Source organism: Adhaeribacter aquaticus DSM 16391 (genome assembly GCF_000473365.1).
Classification (GTDB): Bacteria; Bacteroidota; Bacteroidia; order Cytophagales; family Hymenobacteraceae; genus Adhaeribacter; species Adhaeribacter aquaticus.
Window position 1 is genome coordinate 2,195,504 of sequence record NZ_KI421517.1, and the last position, 24,297, is coordinate 2,219,800.

The window sequence follows — 24,297 nt, forward strand, 5'->3', positions numbered from 1 at the left end:
TAGTAATATTTTTTCTACCCGCAAACTTCTATGCAAAGTTTTTTTATTTTTTTCAGAAGACTTTCTCTTCTTTTCCTGCTCTAAAAACCCTAAACCTCTTTTTCATTGGAAACGGTTGCAAAGATAAGAAAGCTTTTTCACATTGTTAGCAAAAAATTTAAACTTTTTTTATTCCTGCTGGTTATGCAGCCGCTCTGTTTCCGCCTCCTGCTGATTTGGTTGCACAAAGGTAGTAGGTTTCCTCCGGTAAACAAGCACCCTTGCTTGCTTTTCCTGTTTCTTATGCCGTTCCAGCCTCTTCTTCATCTGCTAATGAAGGTGTTAACGGCTCAACTTTTTTTACCAAACCACCTTGTTTTTTCTTTTACAGGACCAGTTGTCATCTTTTTCCCTGCTATACTCCTTCCCTACCCTCTGACCTGCAAAATAAAAAAAAGCAGCTAAGGTTTATCTCTAGCTGCTTTATCTTTCTTGGCAAAATTTATATTATTCTAAAACTTCTACTGTGGGTTTGTTTAAAGTACTTACTCTATCTGGACCAACACTCACTATAGTTATTTCTACTTGTAGTTCTTTTTCTAAAAAGCTTAAGTAAGACAGGAATTCCTGAGGCAGTTCCTTATATTCTCCCACCTTTTTAGAACTAGTTTGCCATCCTGGTAAGGTTACATATACTGGAGTTAACTCTTCGTCTACTAACTGGTGCGGCACTTTATCAGTTTTCTCGCCGGAAGGCAATATATAATGCGTACAAACTTTGATTTCCTCAAAATCATCCAATACATCAGCCTTCATCATGTTTAACTGGGTTACCCCGTTCAACATAATGGAATATTTTAATGTTGGCAAATCTATCCAACCACAACGGCGCGGACGACCTGTTGTAGAGCCAAATTCATTACCAGCTTTGCGGATTCTTTCTCCTTCTGCATCATGTAGCTCGGTAGGGAAAGGACCACTACCCACCCGGGTACAGTAAGCCTTAAATATTCCGTACACTTCCCCAATATGACGAGGAGCCACGCCTAAACCTGTACAAGCACCTGCTACTAATGTATTAGAAGAAGTTACAAACGGGTAAGTACCAAAATCTATATCTAATAAAGACCCTTGAGCGCCTTCAGCTAATATTTTTTTGCCGCCTGCAATTGCTTCGTTTAGCATATACTCACTATCTACTAATTGCAAGGTGCGCAAGTAATCAATAGCTGAAAAGAAATCACGCTCGGCTTCTTCTATTTCTAAAGATTTACCATAAAACCCGACAATCTTCTGATGTCTTTCAATTACCGTGTTGTAACGTTCTTTGAAATCTGCAGCCAATATATCGCCTACTCTTAAACCAAAGCGACCTATTTTGTCTTGGTAAGTAGGTCCTATACCTTTTAAAGTAGATCCAATTTTGTTTTCACCTAAGGCTTCTTCCTGAACACGGTCGATAAACTTATGAGAAGGTAAAATTAACTGTGCTTTACGGGAGATAAATAAATTTTTAGAACCATCAATGCCACGGTCAGTCAACTTCTGCATTTCGGCACGGAATATTACTGGGTCCAGCACAACCCCATTGCCAATAATATTTATAATATGCGGGTGAAATATACCAGAAGGAATTTGATGTAAAACATGTTTGGTTCCACCGAATTCTAAGGTATGACCTGCATTGGGACCTCCCTGAAAGCGAGCCACAATGTCATAAGTTGGAGCCAGAACATCAACAATTTTTCCTTTACCTTCGTCACCCCACTGAAGGCCTACTAAAATATCTACTGCCATTTTATTATTTGGATTCTTTTAAAAGATTAGCGGCTTGCGCATCATCTTCGGCCACCGTAAAGATGGCATTAAGTTTAGTTATTATAAGAAGTTTACGAATATGTTCGGATGGATTAATTAGCACCATTTCCCCACCCCGGTTCCGGAACTTTGTAAGCAATGACACCAATACGCCAATGCCACTACTGTTAATAAACCGAACCTTAGATAAGTCGACGGCACATAAAATAATATTTTTGTTAATACTGTTATTAACTACCTCTAAAAGTTGCTGCGTATCAGGGCTTCCAATTAAGTCTCCCTGTAATCGTGCAGTTAAGATATTATTTGTTATAGCATGTGTTAGATTCATGGAGTAGCAATACTATTTTTGGAACGGCAATCGCCACAAATGCCGTACAGATTTAAAGAGTGGTGCAAGATATGAAAATTTAATAGTTCGCCCACCATTGTTTGGATATTGTGTATCCGGGGATCACAGAATTCAACAACCTTATGGCATTCTGTACAGATAACGTGGTCGTGTTGCCGATAGCCATACGATTTTTCGTACTGTGCCAGATTACGGCCAAACTGATGTTTACTTACTAAATCATTTTCTACCAATAAATCCAAGGTATTATATACAGTGGCCCGGCTAACTTGGTAATTTTTATTCTTCATACTGATGTAGAGCGACTCTACATCAAAATGACCACTTCGAGAGTAAATTTCTTCCAGTATAGCATACCGTTCAGGTGTTTTGCGCAACCCCTTGCTTTCCAGGTAAGCTGTAAATATTTTTTTTACTTCCTCAAATTTCTTTTGATCTAACACTATTATACTAAATTAAATACAATGTTACTTTTATACAGGATTAAAACCAAAAAATTGTTTTCAATTATTTAGCTTTACTTAAAGAACGGTTAACAGTCTCTCTTTGATATTTAAGAATCAAAACGCTCTACTAATAATACCCCTTCTACTTTTTGCAATCGTTGAATTAATTTGTCTAAATGGCTGGTATCATTTACATACACCATTATTCTTCCATCAAAAACCCCATCCTGTGAATCTAAGGTGATGGACCGCATATTAACCCTTAAGCTGTTAGAAATAATTCGGGTTAAATCATTTACCATACCTACCCGGTCGGTACCTTTTATGCTTATACCAGCCAAGAATACCAATTCATATTGGTCGGTCCATTTGGCTTTTACTATGCGGTTGCCATAGTTCGACATTAATTCAATTGCCTTCGGGCACGAGGTACGGTGTATCTGAATAGCTTCTTTTTCAGTTTCGAATCCAAACACTTCATCGCCCGGTATAGGATTACAACAAGTGGCTATTTTATAATCGATTTTAGCTGTATTTTCCCCTATTACCAACATGTCAGAGTTAACACCCCGTAACTTGCGCAACTCCTGATCGAAGGTATTAGGTTGTGCTACTGACGATCTTACTTTTTCAGTAGCCGGATCAAATATAAACTCCTTAATATCTTTAACATCAATTTTCCCTATCCCAACCCTGGCGTAAAACTCCTGTGGATTGTGAATACCAAAATAGGTACACAGCCGATTTAAGTTTTGCGGCGTCTTTTCAATTTTTAATACCTCTAATTGTTTCTCTACCAGTTCGCGTCCTATTTCACATTTTTGCTTTTTATCTTCCCGCAGGTATTCTTTTATTTTGGTTCGGGCTTTAGAGGTAGAGGCAAATTTGAGCCACTCGGCAGTAGGGTGCTGCTTTTTAGATGTTAAAATTTCGACCTGATCGCCATTATGCAATTTATAACTAAGCGGCACCAGTTTCTGGTTTACCTTTGCTCCTATACATTGCATTCCTATATGGGTATGAATTTCAAATGCCAAATCAAGGGCTGTTGCTTTGTCCGGCAAAATTTTCAGATCGCCTTTTGGGGTAAAGACAATAACTTCTTCTACAAAAAGATTCTTCCGGAATTCATCCATAAACTCCAGTGCATTGGAGTCATTGGTTTCCAGCATATCACGTACGCGGCTTATCCACATTTCCAAAGCCGACTCGTGCTGGCTAGAACCATCTTTGTATTTCCAATGGGCCGCAAAACCTTTTTCAGCAATATCATCCATCCGTTTCGTCCGGATTTGTACCTCCACCCATTGTCCCGTCTTACTCATTACTGTAGTATGCAGAGATTCATACCCATTAGCCCGCGGCGTACTTATCCAATCACGCAATCGTTGTGGACTAGGCTGGTAAAAATCAGTAACAATGGAATAAACCGACCAACAAGCTGCCTTTTCTATTTCGTGCGGAACATCCAGAATAATCCTTATTGCAAATAAATCATAAACTTCTTCGAAAGGAATATTCTGCTTTTTAAGCTTTTTCAGAATTGAGTAGATAGATTTTGGCCGACCTTTTATCTCAAATTTAAAGCCTTGCTTCTTTAATTCTTCTTCAATTGGGTGGGTAAAGTCTTTGATAAACTTTGTTCGGGAACTTTTGGTTTGCCTAATTTTATAGGATAGCTCCCGATAAGTATCCGTATCAGTATATTTTAAGTAAAGGTCTTCTAACTCTGATTTAATAGCATATAAACCCAAGCGATGCGCCAGCGGGGCATACAGGTACATGGTTTCAGAAGCAATCTTTAACTGCTTATCCCGGGGCATACTTCCCAGCGTCCGCATATTATGCAACCGGTCTGCTAGTTTTATAAGAATAACCCGAACATCATCCGATAGGGTAAGCAGCATTTTCCGGAAGTTTTCGGCCTGCTGTGAAGTTCCATAATCAAAAACACCGGAAATTTTGGTAAGTCCTTCAATAATCCGGGCTACTTTCAAACCAAAATCACGCTCTATTTCGGTAATTTCTATTTCGGTATCTTCAACAACGTCGTGCAAAAGAGCTGCTACTATGGAGGTAGTACCTAAGCCTATTTCTTCTACGGCAATTTGGGCTACAGCTAGCGGGTGTAAAATATAAGGTTCACCGGACTTCCGGCGCATATCCTTATGTGCTTCTAAAGAAGTATTAAAAGCTTTCTTTATTATTTTGGCATCATTCCCTTTTAAAAAAGGTTTCGCATGCCGCAGTAACCGGCGGTAATGCTGCAATATTTCTTTACGCTCTACTTCAGGATCTATCATAGTATTCAGAAGAGGCAAAGCAAATTATACTATTCTGTAATCTTGCTTTTACCTTAATCTACTTTTAAGAATAATCAAATTTACATAACAGTTAGCAATAAACATATTCTATAAAAGAGGGTCTGTTATGCTAACGCTATATACAGAACAAATTCAAAACCAAAATAGCTGTCTGGATACGCATTATTTAATTTTTATAATTTTTTTTGCGATAGTTTTTGTTTTAAAATAAAACCATACTACATTTGCACCACCATAAAGAAAGCCTGCGGATGTGGCGAAATTGGTAGACGCACCAGACTTAGGATCTGGCGCTTCACGGCATGGGGGTTCGAGTCCCTCCATCCGCACTCAAACCCTCAACATGTACTCGTGTTGAGGGTTAATTTTTTTATCCTAGTTCTAAGTCGAAACACTAAATTTTACAGCCTTGAATATTACATTAAACCAAACCGACCCAACTCTAGCAAACTTACATGTAGTGTTGGAAGAAGCCGATTACGCTCCAAAGGTGGACGAAAAAATCAAAGAATATAGCCGCAAGGCTCAAATCAAAGGTTTCCGTCCGGGTAAAGTTCCTGCTGGTCTGATCAAAAAAATGTACGGTAAAGGCATTTTGGTTGAAGAAATAAACAGCTTGCTTTCTAAATCTGTAAATGATTATATCAAGGAAAATGATATTAAATTAGTAGGCGAACCATTGCCTGACGAAACCAAGCAGCAAAACATAGACTGGGATACGCAAACTTCTTTTGAATTTGATTTCCAGTTGGGTTTAATTCCTGACTTTAGCTTAGCATTGGATAAGGTTTCAGTAGATGCTTACAAAGTAGACGCTGACGAGCAAACCTTAGAGCAAGTGTATGAACACATGCAACGCCAATATGGCAAAACCGACAACCCGGAAACTTCAGAAGAAAATGATTACTTATCCGGTGAATTAAAAGAATTAGAAGGTGATTTCACTACTTCTACTTTACTTCCTATTAACAAAATTAAGAAAACGCAGGATCAGTTTATAGGTAAACAAGCTGGCGATGTTATTTCTTTTGACATACAAGAAATTTTTGACAACGATGCCGCTGCTATTAGCCACGTAACTGGTTTAAGCAAACAAAAAGCTGCTGAGTTAAAAGGAACGTTTGAATTTACTGTAGAAAAAATCAACCGTACTACACCAGCTGAATTTGACCAGGAGTTATTTGACAAAATATTTGGCCAAGGTAATGTTACTACCCGCGAAGAATTTGACGCGAAAGTAAAGGAAACCATTATTGAAAATTACAATTCTGAGGCTGAAAAATTATTACACAATAACCTGGTAGAGAAGCTGGTTAAAGAAACAGATATTCAGATTTCGGATGAATTCTTCAAAAAGTGGTTATTAACTGCTAACCAAGGCAAGTTAACCCAGGAGCAAATCGAAGAAAATTTAGATCGCTACAAAGAAGAATTAAAGTGGTCTTTAATCCGGAATAAAGTAGTGGAAGAAAATAACATTAAAGTAAGCAACGATGAAGTTGTAGCTTCTGCTAAGAAAAAAATGTTAGCTCAATTTGGCATCAACGAGCCTTCTCCGGAAATTGAAGAATCGATCAGCGGTTACCTAGATAACTTCTTAAAACAAAATGACGGGCGTAACTACATTAACGAATATGAAGCCATTTTGGCAGACCGCGTTATTGATGTAATAAAAGAGAAGATTACAGTAGTCGAAAAGTCAGTTAGTGCTGAAGAATTCAGAAATATTGTAGAACAATAAGCAATTTTCTAAACCTTTTTATAAAAAAGTCCTTACAATAAGGACTTTTTTTATTTTCGCACGATTTATGTAACATTGCTTTTACTAATCCATTCTATCTACCATCATCTAAAACAAAGACAAGATGTTTAATAAAGAAGAATTCAGAAAATTTGCTGTAAAAGGCCAGGGATTAAGCGGCCTGGGCGTAGATCAATATATTAACCACGTGGAAGCTTCTACTAACATGCATCGCATTGAAAGCATGACGCGTTCGGTTATTGAAGAACGTCCGACTAACTTCCGTGAAATTGACGTGTTTTCACGTTTAATCATGGACCGCATTATTTTCCTGGGCACTCAGGTTGATGATTTTATTGCTAATATTATAACAGCCCAGCTGTTGTTCTTAGAGTCTTCTGATTCCAAGAAAGATATTTTATTATATATAAATAGCCCTGGTGGTTCAGTTTATGCTGGTTTAGGCATTTATGACACCATGCAATATGTAAAGCCAGATGTAGCTACTATCTGTACAGGTTTGGCTGCTTCTATGGGTGCGGTATTATTATGTGGTGGTGCTAAAGGCAAACGTTCTGCTCTGCCTCACTCCCGCGTTATGATTCACCAACCGCTTGGAGGAGCTCAAGGTCAGGCTTCTGATATTGAAATTACTGCTCGTGAAATTCTAAAGCTTAAAAAAGAGCTTTATGAAATTATTGCTAATCACAGCGGAAAAACGTATCAGCAAGTACACGACAACTCTGATCGTGACTACTGGATGCGTGCCGAAGAAGCAAAAGAATACGGCTTAATTGATGAAGTTTTAACCCGTACTGCAAGCTAATAATAGCAAAATACATTAAATATAAATGGAGCCTGGTTTAACCAGGCTTTTTTATGCCCTAATAATTGCCAACAAATCCTGCTTTATATGCGGCCATGGCTGAGCCAGGTTAATGGTCTTAATACTAAGCTGATGACCTTGCATATGGTAAGTTAAATCTATTTCCTGCTGCACCACCGGATAAAGCAACATACCTTCGGTAAGCTGGTCTTTATATTTACTATTCCTGTTCTTTAGATAAGCAAATAATTGATATAAATGAGCTGAAATAAGTTTTTGTTTTTCGTATCGCTTTAGTAGGGCTGCGCGGTAGAATTTGGTATCTATAATAATATTGCGTTTAGAGGAGAGTAACGAAATATCCGTAACCATCAGAGGCAAATATTCGAGAGCGGTTTCATCCGAAGTATCTAAGATCCATTTTATTCGCTCGGCTTTTACTTCATATTGCTTTTGTTCCTGCCGGTAAAAATTCCGGACAAAAGCTTCAAACAAGTGTCCCATTTGCCGTTCATCTTCCAGAAAGCTTCTAAAGTAAAATTTCCCGTCTTCGGCTTCTGGCAATAAGTTACTCCAGATTAATTCGCAAATGGCCAATACGGGTTTATAGTAAGGATTTATAGCTTTAATCTGTTTTGCCTGATCAAAATCCGTACTTTTTACCGCTACCACCTTCACCTCTGGAAAGGCTTTTATTTGATAATGAATAAGGGACTTCCACTCTGGCGTTATTTCTGTTAGAGCGAGCAGACGAAGTAAAGTGGCTTTGATAACCTGGTTAAGCAGGATATCCGTACTGGTGGTTTCAAAGGAACAAACAGCCTTGCCCTGTTTAAGCAAATTTCCCTGAAAAGAAAGATTGATTTCTAACTTACCCTTGATACCATTTACAACCTGTGTTTCCCGCACATAGTTTTGGGCTATACCTTTTTTTATTAAGTGATGATTTTGCTTTTGTAGCAAATAAATTAATAAGGACAAACTACTTTCCGCTCCAGGGATAGCATTTAGATCAGTAAATTCTTCTTCGTCTAAAATATGCCAGGCATAACAGAGCATATAGTAAAGGTTCTGAATAGGAATAGCCACCTTCAAAACATTAAATATCTAAAAGCATACGAATAGCTTCTTTCGCTTTAGCCGGCTTTTCAGACCAGTATTCTTCCAGTAAAGGTGCTAATTCATGCTGCACAAGATTGGTATACCAGTTTATATCGCCCCCTGATTTGGGCGGATGGCAGAAGTAACTATGGCCAATCCGGAACCCTTCACCTAAATAGCTATCAAGCTCTATTTCTTTATTTAAAGCCACTAACTTTGAAAAGATTAAATCAATAAGGGCATCAGGTGTATTCCGGTACTCCAGAAAGCGGCGGAAATGGGTATTAAAAGCAGGCTCCATTTTTGCAAAGCCAAACCGGCGCCGCAAGGCAAAATCCAAAGGTACCAGGGCCTGATCAGCTGTATTCATGGTTCCGATTACAAATAGATTCTCCGGTACATAGAAAGGAGTACCGCCGCTGGGCAAGGCTACCGCAAACTCTTTTCCACGCTTATCGGCTTCTAATAATAAAAGCAGTTCGCCAAAAATATTTCTTAAGTTCCCCCGGTTTATTTCTTCTATAATAAAAAAATAAGGGGTATCAGGATTAGCCTTTGCTTTTTCACAAAACTGCTGAAAAACCCCAGGCATCAGCACAAACTTACCTTCACCATCTGGCCTATATCCCTGAATAAAATCTTCATAGGCAAAGGAGGCATGAAACTGAATAGTTTGTACTTTTCCAACATCCTCATACCCTAATCCCAAATAAGCTAAACGGCGAGCTAAAAAAGTTTTACCGGTGCCGGGTGGACCTTGTAAAATTATATTTTTCTTTTGTTGCAAAGTAGCCCTAATGTTGCTCAGCTGCTCTTCGCTTATAAATATTTCAGCCAATGCTTTTTTTAAAGTATACCTTTCAACTACCTTCCGCTTAGCGTAAAACTCGATGGGTTCCTCAGCTCTTACGGGTAGTGTAGGTAAAACTTCTTCTGGGGTTTGCAGGGCAACCTGTTCCTGTTCCATTATAGGGGGCAACTGAATATCCAGAGCTTTACTTAAAAATAAAGGCCGCTTTTGGACTACAGCAAAACCCATTCTTTCTAAATAAGCATTAGTGGCAACGCCAGCGGATAACGCCCATTCAGCCGTACCATTGGCCATTTTATAAGCCAAGCGCATTAGTTCCAGCGGCGGATAGCGCTTACCGCGGTATACTACATCATAAACCGTAGAAGAGTTTAGCTCCGGATGGCGGAGATCAATTTCGCGGATAGCCTGTAGGACATGTTGCCGCGTAATACCAGAAAGAGTGAATGCTTTCATGCTTTTTACGCCCTTAAAACACGCTTCCGCCGAAGGGAAGTTCCATTTAACGTATTCTGTTTAAAATAGATATAAACTTTTAACAAAAATTTATCCACATTATATCCACAGCAAAACGAGTACTAAACAACTAGATATCAATAAAATATAAAATATCACATTTTTTATTTTGTGGATACTTTAGGCTTAAAAGCAGTCATTATCAGGTATAAGCAAAAAAATAATTTATAAAACCTAACCTTTCTATTTTGTACCTTTGTTAGCATAACACTAAAATACCCTTGCGATAGTAAATTTTTATGGCCGATATAACCTGCTCTTTCTGCGGAAAAACTAAAAAAGAAGTCTCAGTAATGATTTCGGGCATTAATGCCCATATTTGCGAACGCTGCATCGGTCAAGCACAACAAATCCTGAATGAGGAGAATAAGATTCGCGCCAACAGTAAAACCCCCAAGTTTAATTTAATTAAACCTCGGGAAATGAAGGAGTACCTGGATCAGTTTGTTGTTGATCAGGAGGAAGCTAAAAAGGTAATGTGCGTGGCCGTTTATAATCACTATAAACGCCTGATGCAAAAAACCAAGGCTGAAGATGTAGTGATTGAAAAATCAAACATTATTATGGTTGGCGAAACCGGAACCGGAAAAACCTTCCTGGCCCGGATGCTGGCCGGTATTTTACAAGTTCCTTTCTGTATTGCTGATGCTACTGTATTAACCGAGGCAGGTTATGTAGGTGAAGACGTTGAAAGTATTTTAACCCGTTTATTACAAGCTGCCGATTATAATGTGGAAGCAGCAGAACGTGGCATTGTTTACATTGATGAGATAGATAAAATAGCTCGTAAGAGCGATAATCCATCCATTACTAGGGACGTAAGTGGTGAAGGCGTGCAGCAGGCTTTGCTTAAATTATTAGAAGGCACTTCGGTAAATGTACCACCACAAGGAGGTCGTAAGCACCCGGAACAAAAAATGATATCTGTAAATACAGAGAACATTCTATTTATCTGTGGTGGGGCCTTTGGAGGAATTGACCGGATAATTAAGAGCCGCTTAAACTCTAAGCCTATTGGATTCTCCAGTACTTCATTAGATCATATTTCTGAAACAGATAGCTTCCTGAAATATATAACTGCTCAGGACTTAAAAGCTTTTGGTTTGATACCAGAATTAATTGGTCGTTTACCAGTTTTAACCCACTTAAATCCATTAGATAAAAATACCCTGCGTCTTATATTAACGGAACCAAAGAACTCCATTCTTAAACAATACAAGCGCTTATTTGAAATGGAGAACATTTCGATTTCCTTTGACGATGAAGCGTTGGATTATATTGTAGAAAAGGCAGCTGAGTATAAATTAGGCGCCCGTGGTTTACGGTCTATTTGCGAAGGTATCATGACGGATGCGATGTTTGAACTACCATCACAGGAAGGAGTAACTGAACTAGTAATTGATGTGGATTACGCCCGCACCCAATTTGAAAAGTCAACGTTAAAGCAGTTAAAAGTAGCATAAAGCACTTATATAAAAAGATAAAAGAAAAGGCTCTAAGTAATATTAGAGCCTTTTCTTTTATCTTGCCTTTTTCCTTTTTTAAGTACTTATTCTTATTTTAAATAACCAACCATTAGTTTAGCCGCTTTGGCAGCCGCTTTAGCTTCTCCTAACTTTTCCTGAATAAATTTATAACCAGCTTTCTGTTCGGCGATATAAACTTCATCCAACAGAATATTTTTCAATTCAGCAATAATATTATTCTTGGTAAGGTCACGCTGAATTAATTCTTTTACAACTGGTTTATCAGCAATTAAATTTACCAGCGAGATATAGGGTACTTTTATAACCGCACGGCCTATCCAATAAGAAATAGCACTGGTTGTATAGCAAACTATTTGAGGAACATTAAACAATGCTGTTTCCAGCGTAGCTGTGCCCGAGGTTACCAGGGCCGCTTTTGCATTTGCTAATAAGTCGTAGGTTTGATCGTAGATAATTTTAATATTAGGATCCCGATTAAACTGCTCGTAATAATCCTTACTTAAATTAGAAACGCCTGCTACTACAAATTGATATTCGCGGAAGGCTGGAATAACACTCAGCATTATAAAGAGGATATTTTCAATCTCCTGTTTGCGGCTACCCGGTAATACGGCAATGATAGGTTTGTCGGTAAGGTTGTTCCGGGTTAAGAAATCTGTGCTGGGTACGTGCGCCCGTACTGTATCTGAGATAGGATTCCCTATGTAATCAACCTTATATTCAAAACGTTTATAAAAAGCTTCTTCAAATGGCAGAATTACAAACATGCGGTCTACCAGCTTTTTAATATTATGAACCCTGCCCTGGTTCCAGGCCCAGATTTTAGGGGATATATAATAAAAAACTTTTAACCCCTGCGACTTACCAAACTTAGCAATTCGCATATTAAAGCCGGCGTAATCAACCAGAATAACCACATCAGGCTGATACTGCATGATATCTGCCTTACATTCTTTCAGAAACCTGACAATTTTAAAGATATTGGCAGCGGCTTCGGCAAAGCCCATAAAAGCCAACTCTTTATAATGATGCACTAATTCCCCGCCAACAGTCTGCATCATATCGCCGCCCCAAAAACGGAAGCTAGCTTCAGGGTCCTGAGCTTTTATCTCCCGCATCAAGTTGGAAGCATGTAAGTCTCCGGAACGCTCTCCTGCTATGAGGTAATATTTCAAGATGATTATTTGTTAAATGGGTTGAACAGTAGCCAGTGCTTGCTTTAAGAGCAGAAATAGTTACCTCAGGTAATTAAATTTTAATTGTATCAGGGCTTGTCAGCAAAAGATTATTATTCTCCGTAATATTCTACAAAATTGCGAGGTGTTTCGTAAAGTTTCAGGCAATGTAGTTTGGCCGAAGAAATACTACTTATCAAGGGTTCTAAAATTCGCCAGAACTCCATCACCAGGTTTTCAGTACTTGCCAATTTACCCTGCATAAAGGGCACATCCAGGTTCAGGTTTTTATGATCGACCTTGTTTATGATCTGCTCCCGGATTAGATTACTCAGTTTTTTTAAATCAATAACAAAACCTGTTTCAGGATCTGGTTGACCTTTTACTGTAACAATCAGTTCGTAATTATGCCCGTGCCAGTTTTGGTTAGAACAAGGCCCAAATACTTCTTTATTCCGCTCTTCCGACCAATTGGGATTATACAGCTTATGCGCTGCATTAAAATGTTCTAGTCTGCTTAAGTAAACCATCAATTAAACTTATAACTCTTTTTCAACAGCAAATATACGAAGAAAGGCACACCAAAGAACGATGTTATGATACCAATTGGTAAACCAGCCGGCGGATAAAGCAACCTCGACAAAATATCACAACCTACCATAAACCCACCACCTATTAATGTACATAAAAATAAATTCCATTTGTAGGTCAGGCCAAATATGCTTCGGGTTACATGGGGCACAATTAATCCCACAAAACCAACCGAACCAGCTAAGGCAACTGAGAATCCTGTAGCAACCGAAACAGTAGCCAGTATAATCCAACGAGTCCGGGCTACACGCACCCCAAGGGTACCGGCTCGTTCTGCGCCCAACAATAAAATGTTTAATTCTTTTTGTAAAAACAGGAATAATAGCAATGCAAGGGCTAAGGCTACTGTTGGGTAAGGCAATAAATTCCAATTTGCTCGTCCAAAATCGCCCATAGACCAGAACAAAATAGATCTTACGGCACTCTCTGAATCCGATAAGAAAGTAAACAAACTAACCATTGCCGTTAGCAATGAACCTACTGCAATACCCGCTAATAACATTTGGGCAGGAATTATCTGCCCCTTCCTATACCCCAGGGCAATTACAATTAAAGTAACACCAAATGCTCCGGCTAAAGCAAAAATTGGCGGCAAGTAAAAACTTCCCCAGGTAGTTGCCAGCACACCCGAAATACTTAGAGACGCCCCTAAGGAAGCCCCCGAAGCTGTACCTAAAATAAAAGGATCGGCCAGCGCATTGTTCACCATAGCCTGCATTAAATAACCAGAAAAAGCCAAAGAACCACCCACCAATAAAGCTAAAAGCAAACGGGGCAGCCGGAGCTGTACAATAGCAAAATGAACCTGATCATCGGGATTATAAGCAAAAAGAGCTGCTTTAAGCTGGTAAAAATCTGCCTTAAAACTACCTACTTTTAAGCCTAGTGTTATTAAGCCTACCAGTAACAGGAGTGCGAATGAAAAATAAAGTATTCGCCGATTGATCACTTAATAAAGTTTTTAAGTTCTTTTATAGAAGCTACAACCCGGGGACTGGGCCGCGCCATCAGATCGTCGGTAGCTTTAAATATCTTCTTTTGCTGATAGGCTTTCACCTTCTTAAGCTCCGGATATTGCTTAAAAAAGGTAGTCTCCATTTTCTCTGGTTCCGCTCCTATTATAATATCCGGATTTAATTTTAATATATACTCCCTGGTTAGCGCCGGGTACGATTGAGCAAATACTTCTTTAACGGCATTCTCGGCTCCTAAAAATCGAAGTTTATCAGTAAAAAGGGTGTTTTGCCCATACACGTAAATTGGATCGTTCCAGGTAATAGCCAGCACCTGGGGTTTAGCATTAGAGGTCTTTACAGGCTGGATTTGGGCAAGTTCGTTTTTTAAAGAATCCACCACCTGTTTAGCTCGTTCTTCCCGACCCAATATTTTACCAATGTTGGTTAACCCTTTAAAAATGTCCTGTACTTTCTCATACTTCTGATAGTAAACAGGTATGTGTAAATCCCGCTCTAACTTTGCTGCTACCTCTGCAGGAGTAATGCCTTCCACCGTAAAAATTAAATCGGGTTTAAGCAGCACCAGCTGTTCGTAATCCATGGGGTAGTTATTTACCACCGGCTTCTTCTTTACTTTTTCAGGAAAGTCGCAATTTTGGGTCCGGCCAATAATAGTTTTCTCATCGGCTACCGCATAAAGCATTTCGGTTGCCGAAGGGGCCAAAGCCATAATGCGTTTGGGGTTTGCCGGTATTTTTACCTTTCTTCCTAAATCGTCGGTTACGGTTACAGAGTTAATTTGCTTCTCCTGTGGTTGCTTACTCTGGCAGGCATAAAACAAACTTGCTAAAAAAATAGAAAAGAAATAAAAAAGCTTTTTTACAAACATTCGAAACAAAGTTGCTTAAACACGTAGGCAAAAGGAAAAGAAACCTGGCAGGTGCCGTGTTAATTTTTTCGTAAATTTAGCGCAATATTTAGATTGATTTATATAAACATTATATGATAGTAGTAACCGGTGCCGCTGGCTTTATTGGTTCTTGCCTTGTAACCCGCCTAAATGCGGATAACTTTAACGACATTGTTGTTGTTGATAATTTTTCCATTTCAAAGAAAGAACCTAATTTACAGGGTAAGCGCATTAAAGAATACGTAGACCGTATGGACTTCTTTAACTGGTTAGATAAAAACTACGAAGAGGTAGAGTTTATTTTCCATTTAGGTGCCCGTACCGATACCACTGAATTTAATAAGGAAATTCTGGACTCGCTAAACCTTGATTATTCGAAAAAGGTATGGATGGCTTGCTGCGAATACCAGATTCCTTTAGTATACGCTTCTTCTGCGGCCACATATGGTTCCGGCGCCCTTGGTTATGATGATGATGAAAATATTATCCACTTATTGAGGCCTTTAAATCCTTATGGCGATTCGAAGAATGAATTTGATAAATGGGCTCTGGCCCAAACAGCTAAACCATTTTTTTGGGCTGGTCTTAAATTCTTTAATGTTTATGGACCTAACGAATATCACAAGAGCCGTATGGCGTCGGTGGTTTTACATGCTTATAATCAAATTACCCAAAACGGGAGCTTAGAATTATTCCGGTCGCATAACCCGGATTTTGCCGATGGTGAACAAAAACGAGATTTCATTTATATTAAAGATGTACTGGAAGTTTGTTACTTCTTAATGCATCACCGGCAAAACAGTGGTATTTATAATTTAGGAACCGGCAAGGCACGCACTTTCCTGGACTTAGCCTTCAATACCTTTACTGCTATGGGCAAAGATATTAATATTGATTTTAAAGACACACCTGCCGATATCCGGGATAACTACCAATATTTTACAGAAGCCAACATGCAAAAGCTTCGCAGTATTGGTTACACCCGTCCGTTCCATTCGCTGGAAGAAGGAATAAAAGAATACGTCCAGGAATATTTAATACCTAATAAATATTTTTAGAGCGTAAGGCTTTTACTTTAATATAAATAAACATTTTGTCAATCCGAATCAGGAGTAATAGAGTATATTCTTAAAAAGAGAGTTACCTGTTATGATTCGGTATTTATTAAATATAGTTTATGCATCAAGTTTGCTATTCTTGTCATGTCAGCAAGATACGCCAGCGCCCGATTTAAGTGCTATGGATACACCCAACCCATCCTCCTACCAGTACAGTTATTTAGCCTTAGGCGATTCTTATACCATAGGCGAAAGTGTTTTGGAATCGGAAAGGTGGGGCGTATTATTAGCTAACTCGTTACGGAATAACAAGGTGAGTGTAGCCAACCCCACTACCATTGCCCGTACCGGCTGGACTACTGGTGAATTACTTGCGGCAATAGAGGCTAGAAAGTTACAAGGTACTTTTGATTTAGTTTCTCTTTTGATAGGTGTAAACAACCAGTATCGGGGGCAGAGCCCGGAACTACCTTTTCGTTCTGAGTTTAAAGAGCTACTAGCCATTGCGATTAAGTTTGGCAAAGGAAATCCGGCGAATGTAATAGTACTGTCTATCCCCAACTGGAGTCTGACCCCATTTGGCAGCGGTTCTAATAAAGAGCTGATGACCAAACAAATTGCTGCTTACAATGCCATAATACAAGAAGAATGTAAAAAGGCCAATGTTAGCTTTATTGATATTACGCCTTTAACAGAGAAAGCAAAAGATGACCTTACTTATGTGGCTAACGACGGCTTACATTATTCTGGCAGAATGCACATGGAATGGGCTAACGCTGCGTTACCCGAAGCTTTAAAAATATTAAAATAATACGGCTACCTGCATCCGGCCGGTATGAATAACCGGAATATTATTGGGTTTCCGACCCTCGTAATTAACAGATATATTTAAGCCGCTGCTGAGGCGTTGCTGCAGAATAAAATTCCAGGTAACATTATTACCCGGCCGTAATGCATTTAACATTTCGTAACCTATAGCCGAGTTTTCATTACCAGTGTAGGCTACTTTAATAAAACTTAAATTACCCGAAACAGTTCGTTTACTTACCTGACTTATTCGGGTTTCAGTAGCTAATTCATGAAAAACAGCTTCTTCTGTGGTTTCTTTATTTAAAGCATTGTGCTTGGTAGTAAAACGGTAAGTGCCGGTAAACCGAAGGGAGTTATTAGGCTGAAAAGATAACTCAGGTGCAGCCTCATAACCTAAAATCAGGAAATTTTTTGTTGTCAAATAATTCGATTGGCTTTGGCGGCTAAACTGATTTATAGAGACCCGGGAACTGAGCACCTGACTTAAGTTATAGCGGCCAATTACCGCACTAGATCCTATATTCCTAACATCCGTCCCGTTGGTTAATAATATTTTCTGCTGATTTTTTTGGAAAGTATATTCCAGCCCAAAAGTTGGATCACTCCGATTATAAAAAATCGTATTCCGGTACGCATTAGAAGAAGATATCAATAAATTATCCTCGATATCTAAGGTAAAAGGATTAAAACGGCGCCATACATCAGCGTCGGTTGTTTTTTTATTTATATTAATATAGGTAACAGCAGAAAAACGGGACGCAAGATCTTTTAATCCTCCTTTGCCCCGCCAGTTACGGGGCAGAGTACTGTTAAGCCGGTAAGTAAATAAGTTGGTGTAGGCCACCAGGTACTCATCGGTAGGTAAAAATATTTTGATGTGAGTCCGGTACCTGGCATCCGGCACCTGGGCTTCAAAATAATTATTTAAATTTTTAGGATCGCTCCCTTCAAGTAAAAAATGCGTGCCTTGCCCCGGGGCTACTACTACAAACTCATATTGCCGCTTTGGCTCCCGACCCGTACCCACAGAATAACTAAGTTCCGAACGTAAATGCCGATCCAGAAAATCGCCAAACCAATTTACAGTTCCTAATATAGCTGATTGATTTAAACTATCCCGGTTACTTACTTGCCGGTAAGTTGCAATTACATTTATATCCTGGCTTTGGCCGAGACGGGTTTGTAAAGTACCTCTATAGTTTTGGGAATTCTCCCAGGGTGTTAAGCGCCTTTCGCCTGGCAATCGATCTTGCCGGTAAGTATAACTTAAACTATACTTAGTCGCTGCTGTATCCTGGCTCCGGACATAAACAGTATGTTCATCAAAATACATAGCAGAGGTAATAAGTGAATCGGGACGTCGGATTGAATTCACCCGGTTCTTATCAAAACGGTAGAGATACCCTGGTACCAGTTTGTGTACCGGGTAGTTTACATCCACATTCCCCCTGTACCAGTCCGATTTACCCTGGCGGGCGGTGGCATTTAAGATAAAAAAATCACTTTTCAGAGCTACTCCCCGAACTTGTTGGTTAAAATGTACAAAATGCTGTACCCCATCAAGTTCCTGGTTTCGGTGCCGGTGGCTAAACCGGTAACCAATTAAGTTATTTACATCTTTATTTGCTCCAACTGCAAAGTTTAAAATATTATCGCTTTGCCGGCTATTCAGGTTAATGGGTAAACTCCAGTCCCGGTTAAAATCAATATCGCGGTACCGGTCTATTGGCTGAAAATTGGTATCGGTATATTCGTAATTAAAGCTACTTCGTAATTTATATGCTCCTAAAACCGGTACTGATTTATCTTCCATTGTATACCCCAACCGCATAGCTTTTCCTTTGTCGTCCTCGCGGTCTTTAGTAGAAAAGCGGTTTATGTCATATTCGCTGGCTGCTGTCTCAAAGAAAACACTCGTTTGCTTATCTACCTGATAACTTCCTCCCAGAGTAGCCATTTGCCTTTTAACGGGAGCGGGTATAATTCGTAACGGCACATACCGACCCTGCCTTACGCCATTTACAGGAGCAACATAACTGAATATACGGCCATTTATAGAAGTGCTTTGCTGTATATAATCACCTTGGCCAGGACCAACATCGGTAAATTGCACGGTGTAATATTGGCTTAAAGAAGAATCCTGCGAATAGATATAAACAGGCGTTGGCACCCCATTAACCAGTTCAGAAGTTTGCCGGTAAAGAATTAGCTCCCGGTTATAAGGGCTGGCAACGGCCCCGGAAGTAAAAGCTTGGTTTAAACTATCTCCTATTGATTGTAATAACAGTTTTTCCTGATTATTTAAATTTAAGCCCAGTAAGTTATTAGGATTATCAGCCTCATTATAAATATTAAAATTCAAGCGCAGCTTTTTAATATCCTGGTAATGGCTGGCGTGGTATATAGAGCGGTTATAATTTCGGTCTGAATATTCAAAATCAACCCGGATACGCGAAAATTTAGTAATTAAGTGACGGGCAGTAAAGGTAATTTCTGCTTGATTATAATCTATGATATAATCAAAATCAAAACCCCGGGTCATTAACTGTCCATCCAGGTAAACCCGTTCCGAGTTGGCTATTATAATTATAAATTTTTCTCCAGTTGGCCCGGTAAGCCGGTAAGGCCCTTGTACTCCTTCGAGGGCCGGCACTGCAATAGAAGCAAATTTACCTTTAGCTACTGATGCAGCCACTGTGGTACTGGAACCCTCTCCCGGTGTTTTTCCCCGGTTTACTTCTAAAACACCTCCCTGTACATTTTTATAAAACTTAAGAAAATGGGTTTGTTTATTTCTTAGTACCACATCGCCACCTGTAATATTCCAGAGCCGGTGCTGCAGAGTTAGGTAAACTCTGTCAAATTGCTGCAACTGCTGGGTATTGCCTTCTGGCTGAAATGGGATATTCTGATCGGTAATGGCTGCTGTAATATTAATTTCATCCGATAATTTACCTTCCAACTGCAGATTTAAGGCAGAATTTACAAATACATTTTGCCGGTTTCCAACTGAGATCCCCCTGGTCACGGTTCCGGTTTTATTTAAACCGGGCGTACTAAAAATTTCTTCTTTTTTAGTGGCCAGAGTTTCGGTATAGAAGGGTTCGCGCATAAATAGCGAATCAGCGCGGCTTAGCTTTCTTTTATATCGGGTATTAGCTAAGTTTAATGGCAAGACCCGGTAACACACTAAAACAGAGTCTACAGCATGTATAACCTGAGCTAAGGAATCCGTAACCAGAGAATCTGGTTTATTTATTGGCTTATTTACAGGTAATAATGTAAACTGATCGGTGGCAGGGTTATAATCAAATGAAAAATTAGCTGCTCCTGCCCCGGCCATGGTAATAGATCCGGGCACAATGGTTAAGGTATCTAATACAAATGGAGTAGTGGTCAGCTTAATCCATTTGCATCTTTTACTAGCAGTTTGAGAAAAGGCCGGAAAACAAAACAGGCATATTAGAAAAGATAGTACCAGCCGGTATTTCATTCCTGTACTAATGGTAACTCAATATAAAAAGTAGTACTTACGCCTTCCTCTGTTTCAAACCAAATACGACCACCTGCTGCTTCTATACCTTTTTTTACCAAGGCCAATCCAATACCAGAACCTGTAAATTTAGTGCTAAAATTAGGAACAAATATTTTATGCCGAATTTCTTCCGGCACTCCGCTTCCATTATCCTTCAAGCTAATCAATACTTTGGAATCCATGGATTGCAACCTTACCTGGAGTTCGGGTTTCCGGCCACTTGGAACCGCTTGTACGGCATTAATTATCAGGTTATTAAAAGAACGCATTAAAATATTTTCATCTGCCAATACCTCGTACGTTCCCGCAGGCAAATCCGTTCTGATTTCAACTTCGGCCGGATTCTTATGCAAATCCAAACTTTGTTTCAATACATTAATAATATTTAGTCGCTCAGGTTTTAAATCAGGTAAAGCGGTGAAATTAGAAAACGAAGTGGCGATATCGCTTAGTATTTCAATCTGAGTAATTAAAGTTTTGGATATTTTATTGATTAACTCTTCCAGATTATCACGTCTTTCGGCGATGGCTTTTTGCAGGTACTGCAACGACAACTTCATTGGAGTTAGCGGGTTCTTGATTTCATGGGCTACCTGCCGGGCCATTTCGCGCCAGGCGGCTTCCTTTTCTCTCAGGGCCAACTCTTTTTTACTTTCTTCCAGCTTCAACAACATCTGATTGTACTCATTTACCAGCAACCCAATTTCATCAGCAGAGTGGTATTCTAATTTTTCATTTTTCCCGGTGAGGGTTGTTTGTTTAAGTTTTTGCGTAATAAGTTTCAAGGGTACGGTAAGGGTGCGGGCAGCCCAGTTTGTTAATACCATAAATATGATAAACATGGCTGTGAAAATATTCATAATGGTGGTGAGCAACTGAATAAGTTTGACATCCAGCTCTTGTTCCGAATCAAAAAAGGGAATACCAACAAAGCCATCCACTCCACCATTTTGGTGTACCGAAGGCAAAGGCAAATAAAGGGTATTGAACGAAATGTTACCTGTATGCTCCTTCAAAAGTATTCGTTGGGCATTATTTTCTTTAATGTCGGCCAGGGCTTCCGGGTTCATTAACCTCGAAAGTAAACCAGCTTCAAATATCAAAGGCTGACTGGAGGTTATTAAGTTCCCATCCTTATTGTATACATTTATATCGGCCTCCGATAAATCTGCAATGGCCCCCACCTCTTCCCGTAAGGCTTCCTTATTTGTTTCATGGGTAGCCCACGACCAGGAATGTAAAATATTTTCCTGTACCAGTTTACCCCGCTTTTCATAAGTATCCTGTAAATCTTTTTTATAAGAGGCCGTAACCAGGCTGGCAGTAGCTATACTAACTATAACCAGGGGAATAAGAATACCAAAGTTTAAGAATAACTGAATCTTAGTACTGAAGTTGGTATTTAAAGCCATTTTAAGTCCTCCCTGCAGTAACAGGAAAGCCAGCATATAGACTAAAAAAATAAACGTATGGATCAGGAATAAAAAGGAAAAATTAGAAGCTACATCCAATAGTGAATATTGGGAAGTAGAAATTACAATTACTTTTTCCCCACCATTACTTACCCCTAAATGGTGGTATCCCTGCACCCGAATTCCCTTTGTATAAAGCGCCTGATCCTGAAGGTCTTTCTTATCCAGGTAATGGACATACTCAAAATTCCCTTCATTGTATTGTATTACATGTTTTACATATATGGCATAACTTAAAGAGCGGCTATACAAAGGCTGCAAAAACTTCTGATCAACTAATAATTCCGGGATTACACTGTTTGGCATCAGCTTCTTTAAATTCATTTCCAACACCACCGTAACTATATTTCCATAATTACCAGTTAAGTTAAAAAACTGGATATACTTCCGGGAGTACGGCTGCTTTTCATCCTTTATTAAATAAAGGTTTTTCCGCTCCGTTTTTATGGCATTGCGTAAGTAGCTTTTCTTATAATCGTTTAGTGAATAACTTACTCCGGACTGGTTAGCTAAACTATCGCCGGCATTAAAAAACTTAACGGTAGTTTCATACCGGTCAAAATAATCCCGCAGGTAATACCGGATTATCTTTTGCTCTATAAATTCCCGCTCATTTACCGGATCCGATATTTTACTTTTAATTATTTTATCCTTTTGAATTTCTGGCACGATGTCCTCTATCAGGTATTCTCCCTGAATGTCACGATCAACAATCAAGTCCGAACCAAACTTCTGCTTATAATCGAGCAAGTCGTGCAGATAGTGCTCATAAATGGCGACACCACCTGTAACCGCACTTATTGCTATGATCCAAAAAATGAATAAATAATTTTGAAATGGATTAACAGATATATTCTTCTTAAACCTTATAAAAATGACTATCAGGTAAAATAATAAACTAATGCTCAGCAGTAACAGGTGAATTTTGTCGAACACACTTCCCACAATTATACAAACAATACCTATACCGGCCAACCCAAAATGCCAGTACTTCCGTTTCGTTTCCTGGTGAATCAGGTAAAATACCTGCATCAGTAAATGGGCTAATATTAGGAAGATTAGGTTATGTATAATGAAAGCGGTATACAATAAAATTTTATAAAATGAAAAATGTAAACTCTGAGTTATATCCATTACCAGCAACGAATTGCTAAAGCTGGTATAATAGATAAAATACATTCCAAGTAATAGCAGGTAAAAGGCTATGCCACACCCTATCTCCATAAGCAATCGTGTTCTGCTACTTAAGGTTTTTATAAACTTTTGAATAAGTTTCTTTCTAAACAGGCTGTTTACATGAATGGTAAATAATAATAACAATAGTGCATTTAATATAAGATCACCAATAGAAGGTGCCCAGAAGGAGGCAGCATATAATCGTGGATCAAAGGCATCGAGATCAATAACCGCAAAAGGGAAGTTATAATACAAAAGAATTAACCGAATGGCTAACAAAGGCAGAACCAGGAGTAAAGTGGCCTGCCATGCTTTATTTTCTTTTACTAATCCTTTACTGATGCGGATTAAGCCCCATATCAGGAAAAAAAGCCCCAGGGAAACAACCGCCATGGCCGCATTACTGATAGGTCGGTTAATATCTTTCTCTAGATTTTCTACTGAGAAAAGAACACGGCCTTTATAGGTAATATTTCCTTGAGTTGGACCTCCAATTGGTAGAACCCTTAACCGCTTATTACCAAATATTTCTTTATTCAATCCGGGTTGTAAATACCTGTTATTTATGCCATATTGTTTTTCAAGAGGCACATATACCTGGATGTTATAGGCATTATACTTAGTACCAGAAACTAGAAATTTACCTGATTTATTTTCAATAACCCTCGGCTTCGTAAGTTCCAGATCCTGATTTAGTTCCGGAACCAGGCTATGGTTGGTCCAGAAGATAACCGCATTTTTTTTAAAAATAAAGGTTGGGTAATAGGTGCGCTCTTTTAGGAGATCATGAAAACTAACCGAATCCGTAGCCAGATAAGCCTGAACCCGGTTCATGTCTCGTTGAGCTTTACTTAAAGCCGTATTTACCTTGGTACTAATTTCCTTCCCGGCACTTTCTGGTTTGGGATGAACAAAAAGGACATAAAGATTCAAAACCGCTGCAGCGGCAAAACAAATTAAAGCGGCTAATAAATGGTAATGCGGAGAATATTTAGCTTTCAAAGAAGAAACCTTTTACACGAATATATTCAAAAATCGTGCAGAAAAAGAAGGAAGAACAGGATAAATTAAATCCCATAGTATATTGGCCTTTTCTAAACCCCTTTGAAAATTACCTTATTAACAGACCGTCATGAAGAGGCAATGGGGAAATTAATATAATGCGAGCAGTTATTTTGAATCAATAAAATTTTAGAGAAGGATCAACTAATAA

Annotated in this window: 18 protein-coding genes and 1 tRNA gene; 6 read left to right on the forward strand and 13 right to left on the reverse strand. The window is 39.0% G+C overall.

Annotation, left to right across the window (positions count from 1 at the left end; translation table 11 throughout):
* Positions 1 to 168: 168 nt before the first annotated feature.
* The 5 genes from ADHAQ_RS28110 to ADHAQ_RS0111730 all read right to left on the reverse strand — a co-directional run bounded on the left by ADHAQ_RS28110 (position 169) and on the right by ADHAQ_RS0111730 (position 4,898).
* Positions 169 to 306, reverse strand: coding sequence for a hypothetical protein (locus tag ADHAQ_RS28110; RefSeq protein WP_157433389.1), 138 nt, complete (start codon positions 304 to 306; stop codon positions 169 to 171).
* Positions 307 to 486: 180 nt separating this feature from the next.
* A complete protein-coding gene (locus ADHAQ_RS0111715) occupies positions 487 to 1,776 on the reverse strand; it encodes an adenylosuccinate synthase (protein WP_026463093.1) in 1,290 nt (429 codons plus the stop codon).
* A 4-nt stretch (positions 1,777 to 1,780) separates the two neighbouring features.
* Positions 1,781 to 2,128 carry an STAS domain-containing protein gene (locus ADHAQ_RS0111720; protein WP_026463094.1) on the reverse strand — a complete coding sequence of 116 codons (348 nt, stop codon included), beginning with the start codon at positions 2,126 to 2,128 and terminating at the stop codon, positions 1,781 to 1,783.
* Positions 2,125 to 2,595, reverse strand: coding sequence for a Fur family transcriptional regulator (locus tag ADHAQ_RS0111725; protein WP_026463095.1), 471 nt, complete (start codon positions 2,593 to 2,595; stop codon positions 2,125 to 2,127). The genes ADHAQ_RS0111720 and ADHAQ_RS0111725 overlap by 4 nt, the downstream gene beginning before the upstream one ends.
* Before the next feature lie 107 nt (positions 2,596 to 2,702).
* Entirely contained in the window at positions 2,703 to 4,898 is a 2,196-nt protein-coding gene (locus ADHAQ_RS0111730) for a RelA/SpoT family protein (RefSeq protein WP_034256772.1), read from the reverse strand.
* Between the two features lie 268 nt (positions 4,899 to 5,166).
* Between ADHAQ_RS0111730 and ADHAQ_RS0111735 the strand changes: the two genes are divergently transcribed.
* From ADHAQ_RS0111735 to ADHAQ_RS0111745, 3 genes are all read left to right on the forward strand, one after another.
* Positions 5,167 to 5,248 (forward strand) — tRNA-Leu (locus ADHAQ_RS0111735).
* 80 nt (positions 5,249 to 5,328) lie between these two features.
* Entirely contained in the window at positions 5,329 to 6,660 is a 1,332-nt protein-coding gene (tig, locus tag ADHAQ_RS0111740) for a trigger factor (protein ID WP_026463097.1), read from the forward strand.
* 124 nt (positions 6,661 to 6,784) lie between these two features.
* Positions 6,785 to 7,486, forward strand: coding sequence for a ClpP family protease (locus ADHAQ_RS0111745; protein WP_026463098.1), 702 nt, complete (start codon positions 6,785 to 6,787; stop codon positions 7,484 to 7,486).
* Between the two features lie 51 nt (positions 7,487 to 7,537).
* Here ADHAQ_RS0111745 and ADHAQ_RS0111750 read toward each other — a convergent pair whose 3' ends face one another.
* Both ADHAQ_RS0111750 and ADHAQ_RS25440 read right to left on the reverse strand, forming a co-directional pair.
* Positions 7,538 to 8,575, reverse strand: coding sequence for a 5-methylcytosine restriction system specificity protein McrC (locus ADHAQ_RS0111750; protein ID WP_157433404.1), 1,038 nt, complete (start codon positions 8,573 to 8,575; stop codon positions 7,538 to 7,540).
* Positions 8,576 to 8,585: 10 nt separating this feature from the next.
* Positions 8,586 to 9,854 carry an AAA family ATPase gene (locus ADHAQ_RS25440; RefSeq protein ID WP_051359871.1) on the reverse strand — a complete coding sequence of 423 codons (1,269 nt, stop codon included), beginning with the start codon at positions 9,852 to 9,854 and terminating at the stop codon, positions 8,586 to 8,588.
* A gap of 299 nt (positions 9,855 to 10,153) precedes the next feature.
* Here ADHAQ_RS25440 and clpX point away from each other — a divergent pair, with 299 nt between their 5' ends.
* Positions 10,154 to 11,377, forward strand: a complete 1,224-nt coding sequence (gene clpX, locus ADHAQ_RS0111760; RefSeq protein ID WP_026463100.1) for an ATP-dependent Clp protease ATP-binding subunit ClpX — start codon at positions 10,154 to 10,156, stop codon at positions 11,375 to 11,377.
* A gap of 92 nt (positions 11,378 to 11,469) precedes the next feature.
* Here clpX and lpxB read toward each other — a convergent pair whose 3' ends face one another.
* The 4 genes from lpxB to ADHAQ_RS25445 form a co-directional block, all read right to left on the reverse strand.
* The gene (gene lpxB / locus ADHAQ_RS0111765) at positions 11,470 to 12,576 is read right to left on the reverse strand and encodes a lipid-A-disaccharide synthase (protein ID WP_026463101.1); all 1,107 of its coding nucleotides are present in this window, start codon (positions 12,574 to 12,576) and stop codon (positions 11,470 to 11,472) included.
* A 113-nt stretch (positions 12,577 to 12,689) separates the two neighbouring features.
* Positions 12,690 to 13,106: a 6-pyruvoyl trahydropterin synthase family protein gene (locus ADHAQ_RS0111770; RefSeq protein ID WP_026463102.1), complete on the reverse strand. Its 417-nt coding sequence runs from the start codon at positions 13,104 to 13,106 to the stop codon at positions 12,690 to 12,692.
* Positions 13,106 to 14,116, reverse strand: coding sequence for a FecCD family ABC transporter permease (locus tag ADHAQ_RS0111775; protein WP_245590603.1), 1,011 nt, complete (start codon positions 14,114 to 14,116; stop codon positions 13,106 to 13,108). Before ADHAQ_RS0111775 ends, ADHAQ_RS0111770 begins: the two co-directional genes overlap by 1 nt.
* Complete coding sequence (locus ADHAQ_RS25445) at positions 14,113 to 15,012, reverse strand: ABC transporter substrate-binding protein (RefSeq protein WP_051359872.1); 900 nt, start codon at positions 15,010 to 15,012, stop codon at positions 14,113 to 14,115. Before ADHAQ_RS25445 ends, ADHAQ_RS0111775 begins: the two co-directional genes overlap by 4 nt.
* A gap of 113 nt (positions 15,013 to 15,125) precedes the next feature.
* On the opposite strand from ADHAQ_RS25445, the gene rfaD reads away from it, so the two are divergent.
* Together rfaD and ADHAQ_RS0111790 are read left to right on the forward strand one after the other, a co-directional pair.
* Positions 15,126 to 16,091, forward strand: a complete 966-nt coding sequence (gene rfaD / locus ADHAQ_RS0111785; protein ID WP_026463104.1) for an ADP-glyceromanno-heptose 6-epimerase — start codon at positions 15,126 to 15,128, stop codon at positions 16,089 to 16,091.
* A 91-nt stretch (positions 16,092 to 16,182) separates the two neighbouring features.
* Positions 16,183 to 16,902, forward strand: coding sequence for an SGNH/GDSL hydrolase family protein (locus ADHAQ_RS0111790; protein WP_034256773.1), 720 nt, complete (start codon positions 16,183 to 16,185; stop codon positions 16,900 to 16,902).
* Here the strand turns inward: ADHAQ_RS0111790 and ADHAQ_RS0111795 are convergent.
* A complete protein-coding gene (locus tag ADHAQ_RS0111795) occupies positions 16,894 to 20,394 on the reverse strand; it encodes a hypothetical protein (RefSeq protein ID WP_026463106.1) in 3,501 nt (1,166 codons plus the stop codon). The two genes, ADHAQ_RS0111790 and ADHAQ_RS0111795, sit on opposite strands and share 9 nt — an antisense overlap.
* Positions 20,391 to 24,086 carry a sensor histidine kinase gene (locus ADHAQ_RS25450; RefSeq protein WP_051359873.1) on the reverse strand — a complete coding sequence of 1,232 codons (3,696 nt, stop codon included), beginning with the start codon at positions 24,084 to 24,086 and terminating at the stop codon, positions 20,391 to 20,393. The genes ADHAQ_RS0111795 and ADHAQ_RS25450 overlap by 4 nt, the downstream gene beginning before the upstream one ends.
* Positions 24,087 to 24,297 lie beyond the last annotated feature (211 nt).